Annotated in this window: 13 protein-coding genes and 1 pseudogene; 6 read left to right on the top strand and 8 right to left on the bottom strand. The window is 36.3% G+C overall.

Features of this window, described 5'->3' with window-relative positions; genetic code table 11:
* Nucleotides 1–106: 106 nt before the first annotated feature.
* The 4 genes from P4S71_RS03880 to P4S71_RS03865 all read right to left on the bottom strand — a co-directional run bounded on the left by P4S71_RS03880 (nucleotide 107) and on the right by P4S71_RS03865 (nucleotide 1,597).
* A complete protein-coding gene (locus P4S71_RS03880; protein WP_008139000.1) occupies nucleotides 107–268 on the bottom strand; it encodes a hypothetical protein in 162 nt (53 codons plus the stop codon).
* Between the two features lie 2 nt (nucleotides 269–270).
* A complete protein-coding gene (locus P4S71_RS03875; RefSeq protein WP_008138997.1) occupies nucleotides 271–453 on the bottom strand; it encodes a hypothetical protein in 183 nt (60 codons plus the stop codon).
* Nucleotides 454–457: 4 nt separating this feature from the next.
* Nucleotides 458–742: a BrnT family toxin gene (locus tag P4S71_RS03870; RefSeq protein WP_008138995.1), complete on the bottom strand. Its 285-nt coding sequence runs from the start codon at nucleotides 740–742 to the stop codon at nucleotides 458–460.
* Between the two features lie 291 nt (nucleotides 743–1,033).
* Complete coding sequence (locus P4S71_RS03865) at nucleotides 1,034–1,597, bottom strand: YSC84-related protein (RefSeq protein ID WP_337150128.1); 564 nt, start codon at nucleotides 1,595–1,597, stop codon at nucleotides 1,034–1,036.
* Nucleotides 1,598–1,745: 148 nt separating this feature from the next.
* Here P4S71_RS03865 and P4S71_RS03860 point away from each other — a divergent pair, with 148 nt between their 5' ends.
* Both P4S71_RS03860 and P4S71_RS03855 read left to right on the top strand, forming a co-directional pair.
* Nucleotides 1,746–2,957 carry a tyrosine-type recombinase/integrase gene (locus tag P4S71_RS03860; RefSeq protein WP_008138992.1) on the top strand — a complete coding sequence of 404 codons (1,212 nt, stop codon included), beginning with the start codon at nucleotides 1,746–1,748 and terminating at the stop codon, nucleotides 2,955–2,957.
* Complete coding sequence (locus tag P4S71_RS03855; RefSeq protein ID WP_337150127.1) at nucleotides 2,957–4,156, top strand: cation:proton antiporter; 1,200 nt, start codon at nucleotides 2,957–2,959, stop codon at nucleotides 4,154–4,156. The genes P4S71_RS03860 and P4S71_RS03855 overlap by 1 nt, the downstream gene beginning before the upstream one ends.
* A gap of 140 nt (nucleotides 4,157–4,296) precedes the next feature.
* Here the strand turns inward: P4S71_RS03855 and ydiJ are convergent.
* Nucleotides 4,297–7,343 (bottom strand): annotated as a pseudogene (ydiJ, locus tag P4S71_RS03850) (D-2-hydroxyglutarate dehydrogenase YdiJ).
* 145 nt (nucleotides 7,344–7,488) lie between these two features.
* Between ydiJ and P4S71_RS03845 the strand changes: the two are divergent.
* Complete coding sequence (locus P4S71_RS03845; protein ID WP_007583189.1) at nucleotides 7,489–7,698, top strand: PGPGW domain-containing protein; 210 nt, start codon at nucleotides 7,489–7,491, stop codon at nucleotides 7,696–7,698.
* Nucleotides 7,699–7,782: 84 nt separating this feature from the next.
* Here P4S71_RS03845 and ppsA read toward each other — a convergent pair whose 3' ends face one another.
* Nucleotides 7,783–10,158 carry a phosphoenolpyruvate synthase gene (gene ppsA, locus P4S71_RS03840; protein ID WP_337150126.1) on the bottom strand — a complete coding sequence of 792 codons (2,376 nt, stop codon included), beginning with the start codon at nucleotides 10,156–10,158 and terminating at the stop codon, nucleotides 7,783–7,785.
* Between the two features lie 156 nt (nucleotides 10,159–10,314).
* Between ppsA and ppsR the strand changes: the two genes are divergently transcribed.
* A complete protein-coding gene (gene ppsR / locus P4S71_RS03835; protein WP_007583184.1) occupies nucleotides 10,315–11,124 on the top strand; it encodes a posphoenolpyruvate synthetase regulatory kinase/phosphorylase PpsR in 810 nt (269 codons plus the stop codon).
* Between the two features lie 62 nt (nucleotides 11,125–11,186).
* Here ppsR and P4S71_RS03830 read toward each other — a convergent pair whose 3' ends face one another.
* Nucleotides 11,187–12,536, bottom strand: coding sequence for a class II 3-deoxy-7-phosphoheptulonate synthase (locus P4S71_RS03830; RefSeq protein WP_337121048.1), 1,350 nt, complete (start codon nucleotides 12,534–12,536; stop codon nucleotides 11,187–11,189).
* A 364-nt stretch (nucleotides 12,537–12,900) separates the two neighbouring features.
* Here P4S71_RS03830 and P4S71_RS03825 point away from each other — a divergent pair, with 364 nt between their 5' ends.
* Nucleotides 12,901–13,044, top strand: coding sequence for a hypothetical protein (locus P4S71_RS03825; RefSeq protein ID WP_337150125.1), 144 nt, complete (start codon nucleotides 12,901–12,903; stop codon nucleotides 13,042–13,044).
* A 349-nt stretch (nucleotides 13,045–13,393) separates the two neighbouring features.
* Nucleotides 13,394–14,269, top strand: a complete 876-nt coding sequence (locus P4S71_RS03820) for a DNA replication terminus site-binding protein (protein WP_007378806.1) — start codon at nucleotides 13,394–13,396, stop codon at nucleotides 14,267–14,269.
* A 65-nt stretch (nucleotides 14,270–14,334) separates the two neighbouring features.
* On the opposite strand, the gene P4S71_RS03815 is transcribed toward P4S71_RS03820, so the two are convergent.
* Nucleotides 14,335–15,549, bottom strand: a complete 1,215-nt coding sequence (locus P4S71_RS03815) for a hypothetical protein (RefSeq protein ID WP_008134405.1) — start codon at nucleotides 15,547–15,549, stop codon at nucleotides 14,335–14,337.
* Nucleotides 15,550–15,759: the final 210 nt, after the last annotated feature.

Below are 15,759 nucleotides of genomic sequence, written 5' to 3'. Positions count from 1 at the left end.
AATAATAAAAGGGCAGAAAGCCCTTTTATTTTAGTGTATTAATTTAGAAATAATATTGTCGAAATGATAACTGTTGTACAAATTAAGCACTTTCATAAAGCGCTCTTTATTTATTTTTTATTACTTTCTTAAATTGTTTTTTACCAACTAATTCGGGATTTTCCTCATCTATTTTCGGCTCGTTAGAACTTACTACTACAGTTGACCAGTTAGTCTTGCCCGTAGATTTATTGCCCTTGATATAATTTTTAGTAATTTTATTTTCCATTATCAATCCTTTGATTTTTTAACTTTTTTGAATTTTTTCAGTTCTTCATCTGTTAAGAGTGGAGCATCGGGATCATCTTTTGCATTTTCCTCGATCTCACCTTCAGTCATTTTTTTTAGGCGCTCGTAGTCAGTCTTTCCATCTACAGAGTCATCTTTGTTTCTTTTAATATGAGTTTCTGACATAAATTTATCTCGCTTTCATACTTTGATACACAACACGTTCTTTTTGACTGGCAGTTCTAGCAGAAATCATTCGCCTTGAAGTACCACTTTTTCTCCATGTATAGACAACCATTAAAACACCGGGCTTAGCTTCTCCAATAACTTGTATCCGCTCTTCACCATAATCATTACGGTCATCTATAGCTTCAATTCTTTCATCATCATCAAATATAGTCACAGCATCATTGAAATCGATACCATGCTTATCTATATTTTTACTATTTTTATTATCATCCCATTCAAATAACACAACTATTTCCTTGTTAGTAAGTAATGATTAAAATCACTAAATTTTATTTTTCTAAAACACATACTGTTTTTGTATATATAATTTAGACATCCTTATAATTTTCCCATTTTTAGTTTCAATACGCAAATAACAAATATGTTTCAGAAAGTAACTTACCAAAAGTATATTTTTCTGTTTAGGTGTAAATACTTAGGTTCAGCCCATAAATTACGTTATGTTAAATTGCATTGGTTTTAATAAAGCGAGCGTGATTATACAAACCACCTCGCTTTTAGGAGAGTAATTTGGTGGTTAATTAAGCTCTGAATCAACCCAAAACTTAGTACCTTTTAATACAGCTTGTAGTGCAAGGCCGTTTTCGGTTACAGAATATACAGTAACTTGATCTGCAATCGCTTCGGCAACCAAAGCACCACCTTTATCTTCATATTTAGCTGCTGCATCAGCGTTTCCGCCAAAAGCCCAACCATGTTCAATAAATCTATTTAGTGCAGCTTGGTTATGAAAAACCATTACAACGTTAAAATCTTTAACGCCTAAACCAAGTCCTAAACCGGCTTCACCCATATTCATGTAAGTTGATTTACCTGTAAGATTATTTCTAACAACACCGTAACCACCGCCAAAGCTAGCAAGCACTACATTTACATTCGCGTTATCGAATACAGCATAACCAGCAGAGTTAGCAATTTGTTTTTTAACATCAGGTTTTTCAGCGTATAATTTATCTAATGTGTTTGTTTTCATACTTTGTACAAGTGAACGTTTTTCGCTTGGCGATGCACTACCTGTAGTAGCACACCCAGTTAACGTAACAGTTAAAGCAAGTACACTTAGTATAATTAGTTTTTTCATGATTTTTCCTTAATAAGATATAGCAACCAACAACCATAGAATAATCATGGTATTAAAATAATTAGAGCTTTACTATGTCCAATACTAGACAGTATCGGACTTTAACGTTATTCTGTAAGTCTATTATTTAATTGAATATTTATACATTATGCTTGTTGCTTTGGTTGATACGTTAAAACAATTAAGATATCAAATTGCCCATCTAGATGACGGTACTCTCAATTCAGAATACCCAGAACTTGCATCCTTTATACAGGAAATTGGCTTGACTGTAACTGAATCAAAAGCCGATCTGACATTCTTGTATCAGTTTTTATATGTTTATGGCCGAAAGTCAGAAGCCACTTATAGTCGTTTTCGAAATGAGCTTGAACGCTTTTATTTATGGTCGTGGTTAATAGCAGAAAAATCAGTATTTGATTTAAAACGTGAAGATATTGAAGCTTACGTTGATTTTATGGTCGAACCCGATAAAGCATGGGCTGCAACTTCAGTGCAATGGCGTTATAAAGATGAACAAGGAATTCGTAGATTAAATCAAAACTGGCGCCCTTTTATGCTTAAAGAATCAACTGCCAGCCAACAAACTTTATCGTCTATGTTTACAGCATTAAATGTGTTTTATAAGTTTGCCCTACTAGAAGAAAAAACATTTGCTAACTTTGTCCCTGTTGTTAAAAAAAATAGTCCGTACTTAGTTGTTCAATCACAAATTCAAATTCCAGACACATTAAGCGATATTCAATGGGAATACGTTTTTGGTGTAACGCGTGATTTATGCGAACATAACCCTGATTTAGAGCGAAATTTATTTACGCTTGCCTGCTTAAAAGGTCTTTATTTACGAATTTCAGAATTATCTGAGCGCCCACAATGGTCGCCGGTGATGTCTCATTTTTGGCAAGATAATGATGGTTTTTGGTTTTTACGGATAATGGGAAAAGGTAATAAATTACGAGATGTAACCTTAAGCGATGATTTTGTTGAATATTTAAAACGTTATAGACTATACAGAGGTTTACCTGCCCTTCCCCGTGTTGATGAGTCAGATCCTTTGGTTCATAAAATTCGCGGGCAAGGTGGTATGACCGTAAGGCAAATTAGGCGTTTAGTACAACAAAGTTTTGATTATGCACAGCAATCATTACTCGATGATGGTTTTAAAGATGATGCTGAACAACTTGGCGCTGCAACTGCGCATTGGCTTCGTCATACTGGTGCAACACATGATGCACAAACCAGACCGCTCAAACATTTATCAGAAGATTTAGGTCATTCTAAAATTGCGACTACCGATCAAATTTATATTCAAACAAATATTAAAGAGCGAGCAAAATCAGGACTTAAAAGGAAAATTTAATGGAGTATTTAGTAATAGCATTTATAGGCGGATTATTTTTAATTTATTCTTTAACACTTCGCCAGTTAGAAAAAACAGAAGTAACAGGCCCAATGTTTTTTGTTGTTGGCGGAATATGTTTAGCTTTTATGCTACCCAACGAAGGGGATAAAATAAAAGAAGGCGTTGATCTTTTATTACCATTTATAGAGCTTACGCTATGTATATTTTTATTTTCTGATGCAGCTAAATCAAAGCTAAGTGTATTAAGGCATAGTTTTCAGTATCCTAGTTTACTGTTGTTTGTTGCCCTACCCTTAACTTTATTACTCGGTATTGCTGTTGCTTTATTTTTCTTTGCTGAGCTTTCACTTATTCAAGCGGCTTTGCTCGCTATTATTTTAACACCTACTGATGCGGCATTAAGTAAAGGGTTACTAGCAAGTACACAAGTGCCTGAAAAAATACGCGAAGGAATAAATACTGAAAGTGGTTTGAACGATGGATTATGCGTACCCATATTTTTAATATTTATATTACTCGCTAAAAATCCTGATTCAGCTATTACAGCAACACAAACATTAAGTGTGTTTGGACGAGAGCTTGGCTTGGCTTTATTAATAGCTATTACAAGTATTGCTGTTTTTATACCGAGTTTAAACTTTGCAATGAAACGTCATTACTTTGCACAAAATACCAGTCCGTTTTTATTACTCGGTTTTGCTATGGCTGTTTTTTCTGTCACTCAGTATTTTCATGGCAGTGGATTTATTGCGGTGTTTATTGCCGGTTTATTATTTGATAAATTTTCGACCGAAGAAGTTAGAACAGAATTAATTGAAGACTCAGAGCATATCGCAGATTTCACATCGTTAATGATTTGGTGCTTGTTCGGGTTTGTTTGTGCTTACTTAGTTATTCCTAAATTAAATACTGAAATTATAATTTACGCTTTGTTAAGTACAACATTGATTAGAATAATCCCAGTTATGCTGTCTCTGCAGTTTACGGCATTGAGTATTAAAGAGCGTTTTACATTTGCGTGGTTTGGACCAAGAGGATTAGCATCAATTGTTTTTACATTGATGGTGATAGATACGCAAATAGAAAACAAATATCAAATAGCGACAATAGCAATGACGACTATTTTGTTTAGTGTATTTATTCACGGTATAAGTACAAAGCCAATTGCAGACAGTTTCGCTAAAAAATCTAAATAGCTTTTATAAAAATTAGTGAATTTTTTGCCGAGGTATCAAGGCGTTTTTCCAGCCTCAAAAACGATCATTTAATTAAGCGAATGGGTATAAATAAAAAAAGGCGTAACTTATTTTTAAGTTACGCCTTTTTTTAACTTTTATTAGCTAAGTACCTGTGCGAGTAATTCAATTGGGTGTTTTGGTTTAAACTTTTCAAAACGTTTAACTTGGCTACGACAAGAAAAGCCCGTAGATAAAAGTTGCTCTGGTTTATTTTTATCTACAATTGGTTTCCAACTCATTTCGTAAAGTGCACGTGAGTTATCCTGATTTTGTGCTTCGTGACCATAAGTTCCCGCCATTCCACAGCAACCTGTATTTGTTGTTTTTAATGTTAAACCAATATCACTGAAAATTGTTTGCCAAACATTTGCCGCTTTTGGCAGTGCAGTTGTTTCAGTACAGTGACTCAGTAATGTAAATTCGGTATCTGTATTTTGCTTTGCACTGAGTGTTTTAAACGATTGTGTTTCGAGCCATTCATGGGCAAGTTGCACGTTAAATTCACCACGGTTATTTTCTAAAATTGTATTATATTCATCGCGGTAGCACATAACGAGTGAAGCATCTAAACCGACTAGCGGTGCATTAATATCATTTAATTTATTTAAAAACTCAGCTGCATTTTTAGCTGTAACTTTAAATTCATGCAAAAAACCTTTTACGTGTTGCGGTTTACCATTTGGTTTAAAAGGTAATAGCATTGGTTTTTTGCCGAGTTGGGTTATTAAAGTAATAAAACTTTCTACTAGTTCTGCTTCGTAAAAGCTCGTAAATGGGTCTTGTACTATTAATACATATTCACTTTGTTGCTCTGCATTTAATTTATTTAATAAATCAAAATCAAATTTTTGTGTTTTAGTAATACGCTTTGAAAGTGCAGGAATACTTAACTGTGGTGTATCAACATAGCCAACTGTTTTTTTAATAACATTGCTTACTAATGATGTTTTAACAATTGGGTTTATAACTTTTGCAAACTTTGCCATTAATGGCGCGCTGTTTTCTATGTTACCAACAAGGTAATCTTTTAGCGGACGTGCATAATAACTATGATAATAATTTAAAAAGCGCGAACGAAAAGTGGGTACATCTACTTTAATTGGGCATGCTGTTGTACATGCCTTACATGCTAAACATTCATCCATTGACGCTTTTACTTCGTGAGAAAAGTCGTAAATACCTTTTCGTTTTTCGCGGCTATGAACAAAACGTTCCCACCAGGTGATTACTTCACCTTTGTTAAGTTGCTTTTCTACTTCGAGCAAATCTACATTTTTTGACTCTTGTAGACGAAGCCATTCGCGCATTAAACTTGCGCGTCCTTTTGGTGAATTACGGCGATCGCCAGTTACTTTATACGATGGACACATAGGTGAATTTTCATCGTAATTAAAGCATATGCCATTACCATTACAGGTCATTGCATTGTTAAAACTGGTTTTAACTTCTATTGATATTTGCTTATCGAAGTGTGATCTCTTTTGTCCATCCACACTAACTAGTGAGTCTTCACTATCGATAGGAGTGCATATTTTACCAGGGTTAATACGATTATTAGGATCGAAAGCTGTTTTTATTTTTCGAAGTTGCGTATATAAATGCTCACCAAAAAATTCAGGACTATATTCACTTCGGTAACCTTTACCGTGCTCGCCCCACATTAAACCGCCGTACTTAGCGGTTAGTTTTACGACCTGATCTGAAATAGTTCGCAGTAGTTTTTCTTGTTCTGGGTCACACATATCAAGTGCCGGCCGCACATGTAAAACGCCCGCATCAACATGGCCAAACATACCATACTGTAAATTATGGCTGTCGAGTAATGCTCTAAATTCGACAATATAATCTGCTAAGTTTTCAGGCGGTACAGCGGTGTCTTCTGCAAAGGCGAGTGGTTTTTGACTGCCTTTCACATTACCTAATAAACCCACAGACTTTTTACGCATTGCGTAAATTTTTAGTATATCGCTTTTATCACTGGTTAACTGATAACCAATAACGCCATTAGTTTGATTTGCTACGCATTCGTCTAGAAGTTTACAAAGCGTGTCTACTTTGTCTTTTATATCATCGTTTGATACTGCATTAAACTCGACCATGTTAAGGCCTTGCATATCTTTATTTGGTACGTCGGTTATTAAGTCCGATACTAAATTCCAAATGATGTCTTCACGCGCTAAGTTTAAAACTTTGCTATCTACGGTTTCTACCGATGTTGCGCGTGCATCAACTAAAAACGGTGAATGACGAAGTGCTGAGTCAAAGCTATCGTACTTGATATTAATAAGCGTTTTGAATTCGGCAATATGCGTTAGGTTTAATTTAGCTTCAGTTACTATACCTAATGAGCCTTCTGAACCTGTTATTAGTCGGCTCATGTCAAAAGTAAGTAAGTCATCACTTAGTACATGCTCTAGGTCGTAGCCGGTTAAAAACCTATTTAACCGTGGAAACTTAGCTAAAATAGCTGCGCGTTCATTAACTGAAATATCTAAAACTGTTTTATATAAACTACCAATTAAAGAGTCTTGCTCGGCTATAATTTTTGCTTTGTCGATGTCTATTGGTGAGGTACACATAGGTGTACCATCGACTAAATAAGTTGTAAGCCCTAAAACATGATCGCTTGTTTTTCCGTAAACTAACGAACCTTGCCCAGAGGCGTCAGTACTTATCATGCCACCAATAGTTGCCCTGTTACTAGTAGATAAATCGGGTGAGAAGAAAAACCATAAGGTTTTAAAAAGTCATTAAGTTGATCTTTTATTACGCCAGTTTGAACGCGTACCCAGCCTTCTTCTACATTTATTTCGAGGATTTCGCGCATATAGCGAGACAAATCTACAACAATACCTGGTGTTAACGATTGACCGTTTGTACCTGTTCCGCCACCACGAGGGCCAAAAGTTAATGATAAAAATGGGTCGCGAGATGCAGTTTGCAGTGCGAGTTGAATATCTTTTTCACTTTTTGGAAAAATAACACCTTGCGGTATTTGCTGATACACACTGTTATCGGTTGAAGCGGTAATACGCGTTGCATAACTTGCGTCGGTATCTCCGGTAAAACCTTGGTTTGCAATGGTATTTAGGTAGTTAGCGACAAGTTCTGTCGCGGCATCTTGCTGTGTAATTGTTGCTATCATGACGGCGATATTTTAGGGCATTTGACTAATTATATCATGGTGATGGCGAATAGAAATTGAAGATTTTACAGTTTGTAACACTCTTTTAGTCGATTTTAATGCAGCTTAAATTATACTCAAGTTAACGAGTAATGAGGTGTGTTATATGAAAAAATTACTATTACAGATCAGTGGCGTGTTATTTATTTTGCTAGGATTATTTTTTGCGATTGTACCTGGCCCTTCACTTATATTTTTTATGGCGGGTTTATTGTGTTTTTCGTTTTACTATCCTAAAGCGCGACATTACTTATCATTTTGTCAAAAGGCGTTAACTAAATCATGTGCCTATTTAGATAAAAAATTAGCCCGTTAATTTACTTTTAATTGAGTATAAAAAAATGCCAGCAATTTATTGCTGGCATTTTTATAGCTTACCTATTTATAGCTTACATATTTATTACTTTGCTAATTTTTTAGCTAGGTATAACCATGTTTCTATTACTGTATCTGGATTTAGTGAAACAGAGTCAATACCCTGCTCTACTAACCATGCTGCAAAGTCTTCGTGATCTGAAGGACCTTGACCACAAATACCTACGTACTTGCCTTTTTCTTTAGCTGTTTTAATTGCCATAGAAAGTAGTTTTTTAATTGCTGGGTTACGCTCATCAAATAAATGTGCGATTAAACCTGAATCACGATCAAGACCAAGCGTTAACTGTGTTAAATCGTTAGAGCCGATAGAAAAACCATCAAACATGTCTAAAAATTCATCAGCAAGTAATGCATTTGAAGGCAGCTCACACATCATGATTACTTTAAGACCATTTTCACCACGTTTAAGGCCATGCTCTTCTAGTAATTCAATTACGCGTTTACCTTCTTCAAGGGTACGTACGAATGGGATCATGATTTCAATGTTTGCCATATCCATGTCGTTTCTTACGCGTTTTATAGCTTCACATTCTAGTGCAAAACAATCGCGGAAGTCTTCAGAGATATAACGTGCGGCGCCACGAAAACCAATCATTGGGTTTTCTTCTTCTGGCTCGTATTGCTGGCCACCAACTAGGTTTGCGTATTCGTTTGATTTAAAATCAGACATACGCACAATTACACGCTCCGGTGCAAAAGCACAACCAAGCGTTGAAATACCTTCAACCAGTTTTGTTATGTAAAACTCTACTGGTGATTCGTAACCGGCAATCATGTCAGTAATTTCTGCTTTTAATGCATCGGTTTGAGCATCAAAATTTAATAACGCTTTAGGGTGAACGCCAATCATACGGTTGATAATAAATTCAACTCGCGCAAGGCCAACACCTGCATGCGGTAAGCGTGCAAAGTCAAAGGCGCGATCGGGGTTACCCACGTTCATCATTACTTTCATTGGTAGTTCTGGCATTTTATCAACGCGTGACGTTAGTATTTCAAAATCTAAAATACCTTCGTAAATAAAGCCGGTATCGCCTTCGGCGCACGATACTGTTACTTCTTGTCCCGCTTTAATTAAATCAGTTGCATTACCACAACCAACAACTGCCGGAATACCGAGTTCGCGTGCAATGATTGCCGCGTGACACGTACGGCCACCACGATTTGTAACAATCGCTGCTGCACGTTTCATGATTGGTTCCCAATCAGGGTCGGTCATATCGGTAACTAAAATATCGCCTACTTGTACCTGGTCCATTTCTTTGATTGAATCAAGAACACGTACAACACCGCTACCAATTTTGTGACCAATTGCACGGCCTTCAACAAGTACATTACTTGTGCCATTTAATTGAAAACGTTCCATTACGTTTGAGTCTTCGTTTGAGCGGACAGTTTCTGGACGTGCTTGAACTATATATAGTTTACCGTCGTTTCCGTCTTTTGCCCATTCGATGTCCATAGGACGACCGTAATGTTTTTCAATTATTACAGCTTGTTTGGCAAGATCTTGCACTTCTTCATCTGTAATCGAAAATTTATTACAAAGCTCAGGGTCAACATCAACGATGTCTACTTGCTTACCATGTGCTTTATCTTCTGAGTAAATCATTTGTATGGCTTTAGAGCCAATATTACGACGTACTACTGAAGGTTTGTTTTTAAGGAGTGTTGGTTTATGAACATAAAATTCATCAGGGTTAACCGCGCCCTGTACAACCATTTCACCTAAGCCGTAGCTTGATGTAATAAATACAACGTCTTCAAAACCAGATTCAGTATCGATACTAAACATTACGCCAGATGCTGATTTATCTGAACGTACCATGCGCTGTATACCTGCTGATAACGCAACACCACGGTGATCGTAACCTTGGTGAACACGATATGAGATTGCGCGGTCGTTAAATAATGAAGCAAATACGTGTTTAATAGCGACCATGACTGAATCGATACCAACAACGTTAAGGAAAGTTTCTTGTTGGCCTGCGAATGATGCATCAGGCATATCTTCAGCGGTAGCTGATGAACGTACTGCAAATGAAACATCTGCTGCAGTATCACCATGGAGTTGGCTATATGCGTCGCGAATGGCTTGATCTAGGTGTGGTTGGAATGGTGTGTCGATTATCCATTGGCGGATATCGGCACCGACTTTAGCGAGAGTATTTACATCATCAACATCAAGTGTATCTAGGATGTCATGAATTTTGGCGGTGAGTCCTGATTGATCTAGAAACTCATTAAAAGCATCTGCGGTAGTTGCAAAACCACCCGGTACTTGTACACCAGCGTTTGCGAGGTTTGAAATCATTTCACCAAGTGACGCGTTTTTACCGCCAACTCGAGGAACATCTTGCATACCAAGCTCTTGATACCAGAGAACGTATTCTTGCACGGATCTTTCTCCAAAAAAACAAATTGTAGGTCTAACTGTGAGAGTTAAGAAAGAAAACCTTTTATAAAGGTCGTCGTCATTCTACACTGGCAACAGTCCTCACGTAAACCGTGGGAAACCTATTTTAGGGATTTAAACGCAATAAAAAGGTTAATTATGAGAACTGCTTTTTATATATCAGATGGAACAGCAATTACTTCAGAGGTGTTTGGGCATGCGACTTTGTCGTTGTTTCCTATCGATTTTAATCATAAAACAATTCCATTTGTAGAAACTGAAGAAAAAGCGCACGAAATTAAAGCTTTAATTAATGCAACCGCTGCAAAAACAGGTGAAAAGCCTTTCGTGTTTTTTACTTTTGTGAATCACAATTTAAGTGAAATTATAAAATCGGCTGATGCAGTTACGTATGATTTTTTAACTACGTATAGCGAAAAAATAGAAAAAGAACTCAATGTAGCCCCTGTTCCAAAAATGCATCGTACGCATTCTATCCACGAAAAAAGTTATGATTTTAGAATTGATGCGGTTAACTATGCTCTTATGAATGATGATGGCGGAAATATTAAAAACTTTTCCGAAGCAGACATCATTTTAATTGGCGTTAGCAGAAGTGGTAAAACACCAACAAGCTTATACTTAGCACTGCAGTACGGCATTAAAGCGGCTAACTACCCTATTACAGAAGAAGATTTAGATAATGAAGGTTTGCCTAAATGTTTAGTCCCTTATAAACATAAGTTATTCGGTCTTACGATTGACCCTGAGAGACTTGCGGCTATAAGGCATCGACGTATGGCTAATTCTAAATATGCGTCTATTAAACAGTGCCGTATTGAGGTGCGCGAAGTGGAAATGTTGTATAAGCGGCACAAAATAGCTTACTTTAATTCTACGCATCATTCTGTTGAAGAAATTTCTGCAAAAATACTGATAGAAACAGATTTAGAGCGACGTAAGTACTAACTTACTCATCAAATTTGAAACAAAAAAACCGCAATTAAGCGGTTTTTTTATTTCAACAAATATTATTTACGTGCGTCTTTTAGTAAATCAGCGACTAAAAAGCCTAACTCTAATACTTGGTCGGCGTTAAGGCGTGGATCACACTGAGTTTTGTAACGCTGCGCTAGGTCATCGTCAGATAAACCGTAAGCACCGCCTGTACATTCTGTTACGTGCTGACCTGTCATTTCTAGGTGAACACCACCTGCGTATGAACCTTCAGCTTTGTGTACAGCGAAGAATTGACTGATCTCGCGCATGATATTATCGAAGTTACGCGTTTTGTAACCTGAAGTCGCTTTTTCAGTATTACCGTGCATTGGATCAGAACTCCAAATTACTTTACGGCCTTCTTGTTGAACTCTTCTTACTAATGCTGGGAGTTTTTCAGGAAGTACGTCTGCACCCATACGCGTAATTAGCGTTAAACGACCAGGAATGTTATCTGGGTTTAATGCGTCAATTAAACGAATTAGGTCGTCTGGGTCCATACCTGGGCCAACTTTAACACCAATTGGGTTTTTAATGCCTTTAAAGAATTCAATATGTGCGTGGTCTAGTTGGCGTGTACGTTCACCAATCCAAACAAAGTGAGCAGAACAATCGTACCAATCACCCGATAAATGGTCGCGACGTGTTAGTGCCTCTTCGTAACCAAGTAGTAAAGCTTCGTGAGAAGTGTATAAATCGGTTTCTTTTAAGCTTGGCGCAATTGTAGAGTTAATTCCGCACACTTCCATAAACTCTAGTGCGTCTTGAATTTTATCTGCAAGTTGTTGGTATTTTTCTTTAAGTGGATTTGCAGCAACAAAGCCCATGTTCCAGCGGTTAACCTGGTGAAGATCGGCTAGGCCACCTTGTGCAAATGCACGTAATAAGTTTAACGTAGCGGCACTGTGATGATAAGCCGTCATTAAACGTTGTGGATCCGGTATACGTGCTTCTTTTGTAAACTCAATATTATTAATGATGTCGCCACGGTAAGATGGTAAAGACACGCCATTAATTGTTTCTAAGTCTGCTGAACGAGGTTTAGCGTATTGACCAGCCATACGCGCTATTTTAACTACAGGGCATTTACCGCCGTATGTTAATACAACTGCCATCTGTAAAATTGTTTTGAATGTATCGCGAATGTTAGCTGCATTAAAATCGCTAAACGACTCTGCACAGTCACCACCTTGAAGTAAAAATGCACGGCCTTCGCACACATCTTCAAGTTGTTTAAATAAGCTTCTTGTTTCTTCAGCAAAAACTAAAGGCGGAGCCGTCTTTAATTGGCCTTCTACTGATTTAAGTATTTCTTGATCTGGGTACTGTGGTTGCTGCAGTATTGGCAGCTCTCTCCAGCTATTTGGGTTCCACGATTGCATGTTCTTTCCTCATTCCTACATTACCTGATAAGAAGAAATTACCGTATGCAGGCCCCTATGTTCAAGGACTAAATTCACTATTTACCAATTATTTAGTTATGAGTTAAGTATAATAGTAATCTTATTTAATCCATGTGGTTATATAACATACACTTTAATTTTATCTTTAATAAACTAAAGTGTTTAAATACAAGCAATTATAGAGCGCTAATTGCAATTTTAGCGCATTGAGAATAAATAGAGCATAAGGGTTTATTATATGTAACTTAGCAAAGAACACATCATACTTAAATGATGTGTAATGTAGCCTTAACTTTACAGTGAGATTTAATTAATAGTTAGCAACTACTATGTGCAGGCCTTAATGTATGATATGGCGGATGTGTTAATCATTTATTTGCATGGTAAAGTATTCACAAAAGAACTAGATTCACAAGCGCCAAAACGTAAAGGTGTGGTACGCAATTTACGTTTTCTCTACCAACACGATAGTGTTTATCATGATTAAAAACCCAAATGGTAGAGATATTTTTAGAATGATGCTGAAGTTAAAAACTTTTATATTTAGTCTCATTACCGTGTTACTAATACGATATAAGTTCGATTAACTCATCTTCCCTACTCTTAGTTAATCAGCCAATTCAGAACTAAGCGCATTAACTGGTTGATGTAATACAAAGATCAAATATGTAAAAGTTTAATTCTTAGTTTAGGGATTTCACTTTAAAGAAAGAACACATCATACTTTATTTAACTAATGAATATATAAGCACTGAGTAGATTTGATTATTTATTTAGACAAAGCAAAGTGCATGTAATAATATTGACCTAGTAAGATGTGTTCTTTGAGGTGGGTAATGGTAACTAAGGTACAAATTAGAAGTCAGTTTGATTTAATGAACGAGTTAACTTTAAGGTTAATTGAAGAACTGAAAGAGTGTGAATTTTCCAAAGCAGAGTACTATCAGTTACCTGATGTTAGTAGTATAGATGAAAGTAAAGTTCCAGAATCTATAATCGTTTCTAAAATATCGGGCGCTCCGGCTCAAAAAGCAATCCTTCACTCCTTTTCTGACATTTATAAAAAATCGGGCTTAAGCAGTCGTGTTTTAAAAAGGCACCCAGGCTTGCTTGTTATTAAAAATGCAGATAAACATGCTTTAAATAATCGTATAGCCCAAGTGAATAAAGCTAAAGCTACATTTAAAGAATGTATTTTAGCTATTGATAGCAACGATGCGCGATTTGAAGCTGTTCACAATGCTATACCAAATTTAATAACGCTTGCTGCATATCGTAAAATTCATAGTGAGAGTGAATCCCCATTTTCAGTTAGGTTTACCTGGATGCACAAACATGCAACAAAAACACTTACTAAAAAAATGGCACTAGAGATGCTCGATAAATCGGCCGGTTATCGAAACCCAAGAATGATCGATCAGCAAAAGTGGCAATTACTTGTAGCTCAAGAACAAGCACGAGTTGCTAGTTTAGGTGAAAAAGAAAAACTACGAATACGCCGCCCTACTCGCGTAAGTCCCCAAGTAAATGTAAGATACACGGCACAAAATAGGTATCACGTTAGTGCAGCATTGCCATTTATCTTAATTAATCCGGAACCCGATGTAAAACTTGGCATATTACAAAACTATGAAAAACCATTAAGCCATCCACGCAAACGAGATTATGACTTTTTAGTCAACAGACTTTACTTAGAACAAGTAGATAAATGATTATGTTAAAAAGGCCACATTAAGTGGCCTTTTAGGTAGTTATTGATAATAAAATAAATTCGTTGCTATTTTTCTACTATCTCTTCAATTTTATCTTCATCTATCAAAACCGCATTTTCAACAATGCGTTTACCACCTTGAATCTCAATACGTTTGTTATGCTTATTTAATGTCAGTATTTCGTCACAAAACTGATCAGACGGGTGCATTTCGTATGTGTAATCAATAATGTTACCAGTTTTGTCATCTTTGACGTTTGTAATGCTGTATTCTGATATCGCACCTTTTTCAATCAAATCTTTCATTGTTGTTGTCATATCACGGCGTAATGCTTTTAATTTATTCTCAGTAATATTGTCAGTTGAATAAATAGAACCGTACTTTTCCATAATAGAAAGCAATCTAAAATGATATGTTTTACCTGGAGCAGCATATCGCCAAAGATGGTACAAACGAAGCATCATCCAACGCGACAATCCCCGTTTTAATTCTTGTGCGCTATTAAAGTAATACCCTTTGTATTCAAGGTTATCAATCATGTTATGAACAAATGCATTTAAACAAGCTACACATTTAACATTGCCGCCTTGACCTTTTTTCCCACTAAAATGTAGTGACGATAAAAAGTTCATGTTTGATTCGTAAAAGGAATCATCAATGTCAGAGTTTTTTGTATCTGTTGCCGAATATTTAAACGAAAGTTTAGAGCCTTGTAATGCTTCAAGTGATTCTTTAATTGCAGGATACGGCATTGATTGCCCTACCGCTTTGAGTTCTTGCGCTAACTCGTTCATAGAAAAAACCACGGCATATTGAATACCGGACTTAAAATTAATTTTTACTATTTTACCTTTTGAAGCCAAACGAATTAAGGCTCGCTCTACTTTTTCTTCTCTATCTGATGGCCAAACCAAATATTCTACGTCTTCGCCATCTTTACGAGTACTCACAACAGCAGGTGTTATTTTTATTTCGCCATCGTATAAAATACCGTCCACTTTTTCTGATATTTTACGTGTAATGATTGTTTTTTTCGGTGCTTCTTCAAGCGGCAATTTCTTATGGCCAGAACGAACAAAGCGTCCCCATAAATCATAGTGATTAAACGTATTTGAATAAGCACGTAATCCATGAGCAGCATTTTCAATAGAAATGCGAACATCTTTATTATCTGTAAATAGTGCTAAACTCTCGTTATCAATTGCACTTTCCACCCCGTGAATTTGGCCTCTTAGTGTATCAGGCAAGTTATCTACCGAGATGTTGACCTTTCGGCTCATTGTTCTTATTTCCATTTTTATTGCGACAGTTAATAACAACACATAAAACAAGAAAAGTTAAATGTTTAAGTTAGTATAAAAGTGATCTGACTTTAAATAAAACATTCAGATCACTTTTATACTAACTGTTGTCAATTTTTGGTGTTTTCAGATCATTATTATACTAACAAGTGAGTTATAAATCTCTTTTTTACTAACTCAGCTATTATT

This window comes from Pseudoalteromonas sp. B62 (assembly GCF_037162565.1).
Lineage (GTDB): Bacteria > Pseudomonadota > Gammaproteobacteria > Enterobacterales > Alteromonadaceae > Pseudoalteromonas > Pseudoalteromonas fuliginea.
The sequence above is the reverse complement of the archived record's forward strand: the minus strand, read 5'-3'. Positions and strand labels throughout refer to the sequence as shown.

What these genes read in the sequence shown, in the direction of transcription:
- P4S71_RS03880 (WP_008139000.1), bottom strand. Translation starts at nt 268, where the DNA reads ATGGAAAATAAAATTACTAAAAATTATATCAAGGGCAATAAATCTACG.
- P4S71_RS03875 (WP_008138997.1), bottom strand. Translation starts at nt 453, where the DNA reads ATGTCAGAAACTCATATTAAAAGAAACAAAGATGACTCTGTAGATGGA.
- P4S71_RS03865 (WP_337150128.1), bottom strand. Translation starts at nt 1,597, where the DNA reads ATGAAAAAACTAATTATACTAAGTGTACTTGCTTTAACTGTTACGTTA.
- P4S71_RS03860 (WP_008138992.1), top strand. Translation starts at nt 1,746, where the DNA reads ATGCTTGTTGCTTTGGTTGATACGTTAAAACAATTAAGATATCAAATT.
- P4S71_RS03855 (WP_337150127.1), top strand. Translation starts at nt 2,957, where the DNA reads ATGGAGTATTTAGTAATAGCATTTATAGGCGGATTATTTTTAATTTAT.
- P4S71_RS03845 (WP_007583189.1), top strand. Translation starts at nt 7,489, where the DNA reads ATGAAAAAATTACTATTACAGATCAGTGGCGTGTTATTTATTTTGCTA.
- ppsR (WP_007583184.1), top strand. Translation starts at nt 10,315, where the DNA reads ATGAGAACTGCTTTTTATATATCAGATGGAACAGCAATTACTTCAGAG.
- P4S71_RS03830 (WP_337121048.1), bottom strand. Translation starts at nt 12,536, where the DNA reads ATGCAATCGTGGAACCCAAATAGCTGGAGAGAGCTGCCAATACTGCAG.
- P4S71_RS03825 (WP_337150125.1), top strand. Translation starts at nt 12,901, where the DNA reads ATGTATGATATGGCGGATGTGTTAATCATTTATTTGCATGGTAAAGTA.
- P4S71_RS03820 (WP_007378806.1), top strand. Translation starts at nt 13,394, where the DNA reads ATGGTAACTAAGGTACAAATTAGAAGTCAGTTTGATTTAATGAACGAG.
- P4S71_RS03815 (WP_008134405.1), bottom strand. Translation starts at nt 15,549, where the DNA reads ATGAGCCGAAAGGTCAACATCTCGGTAGATAACTTGCCTGATACACTA.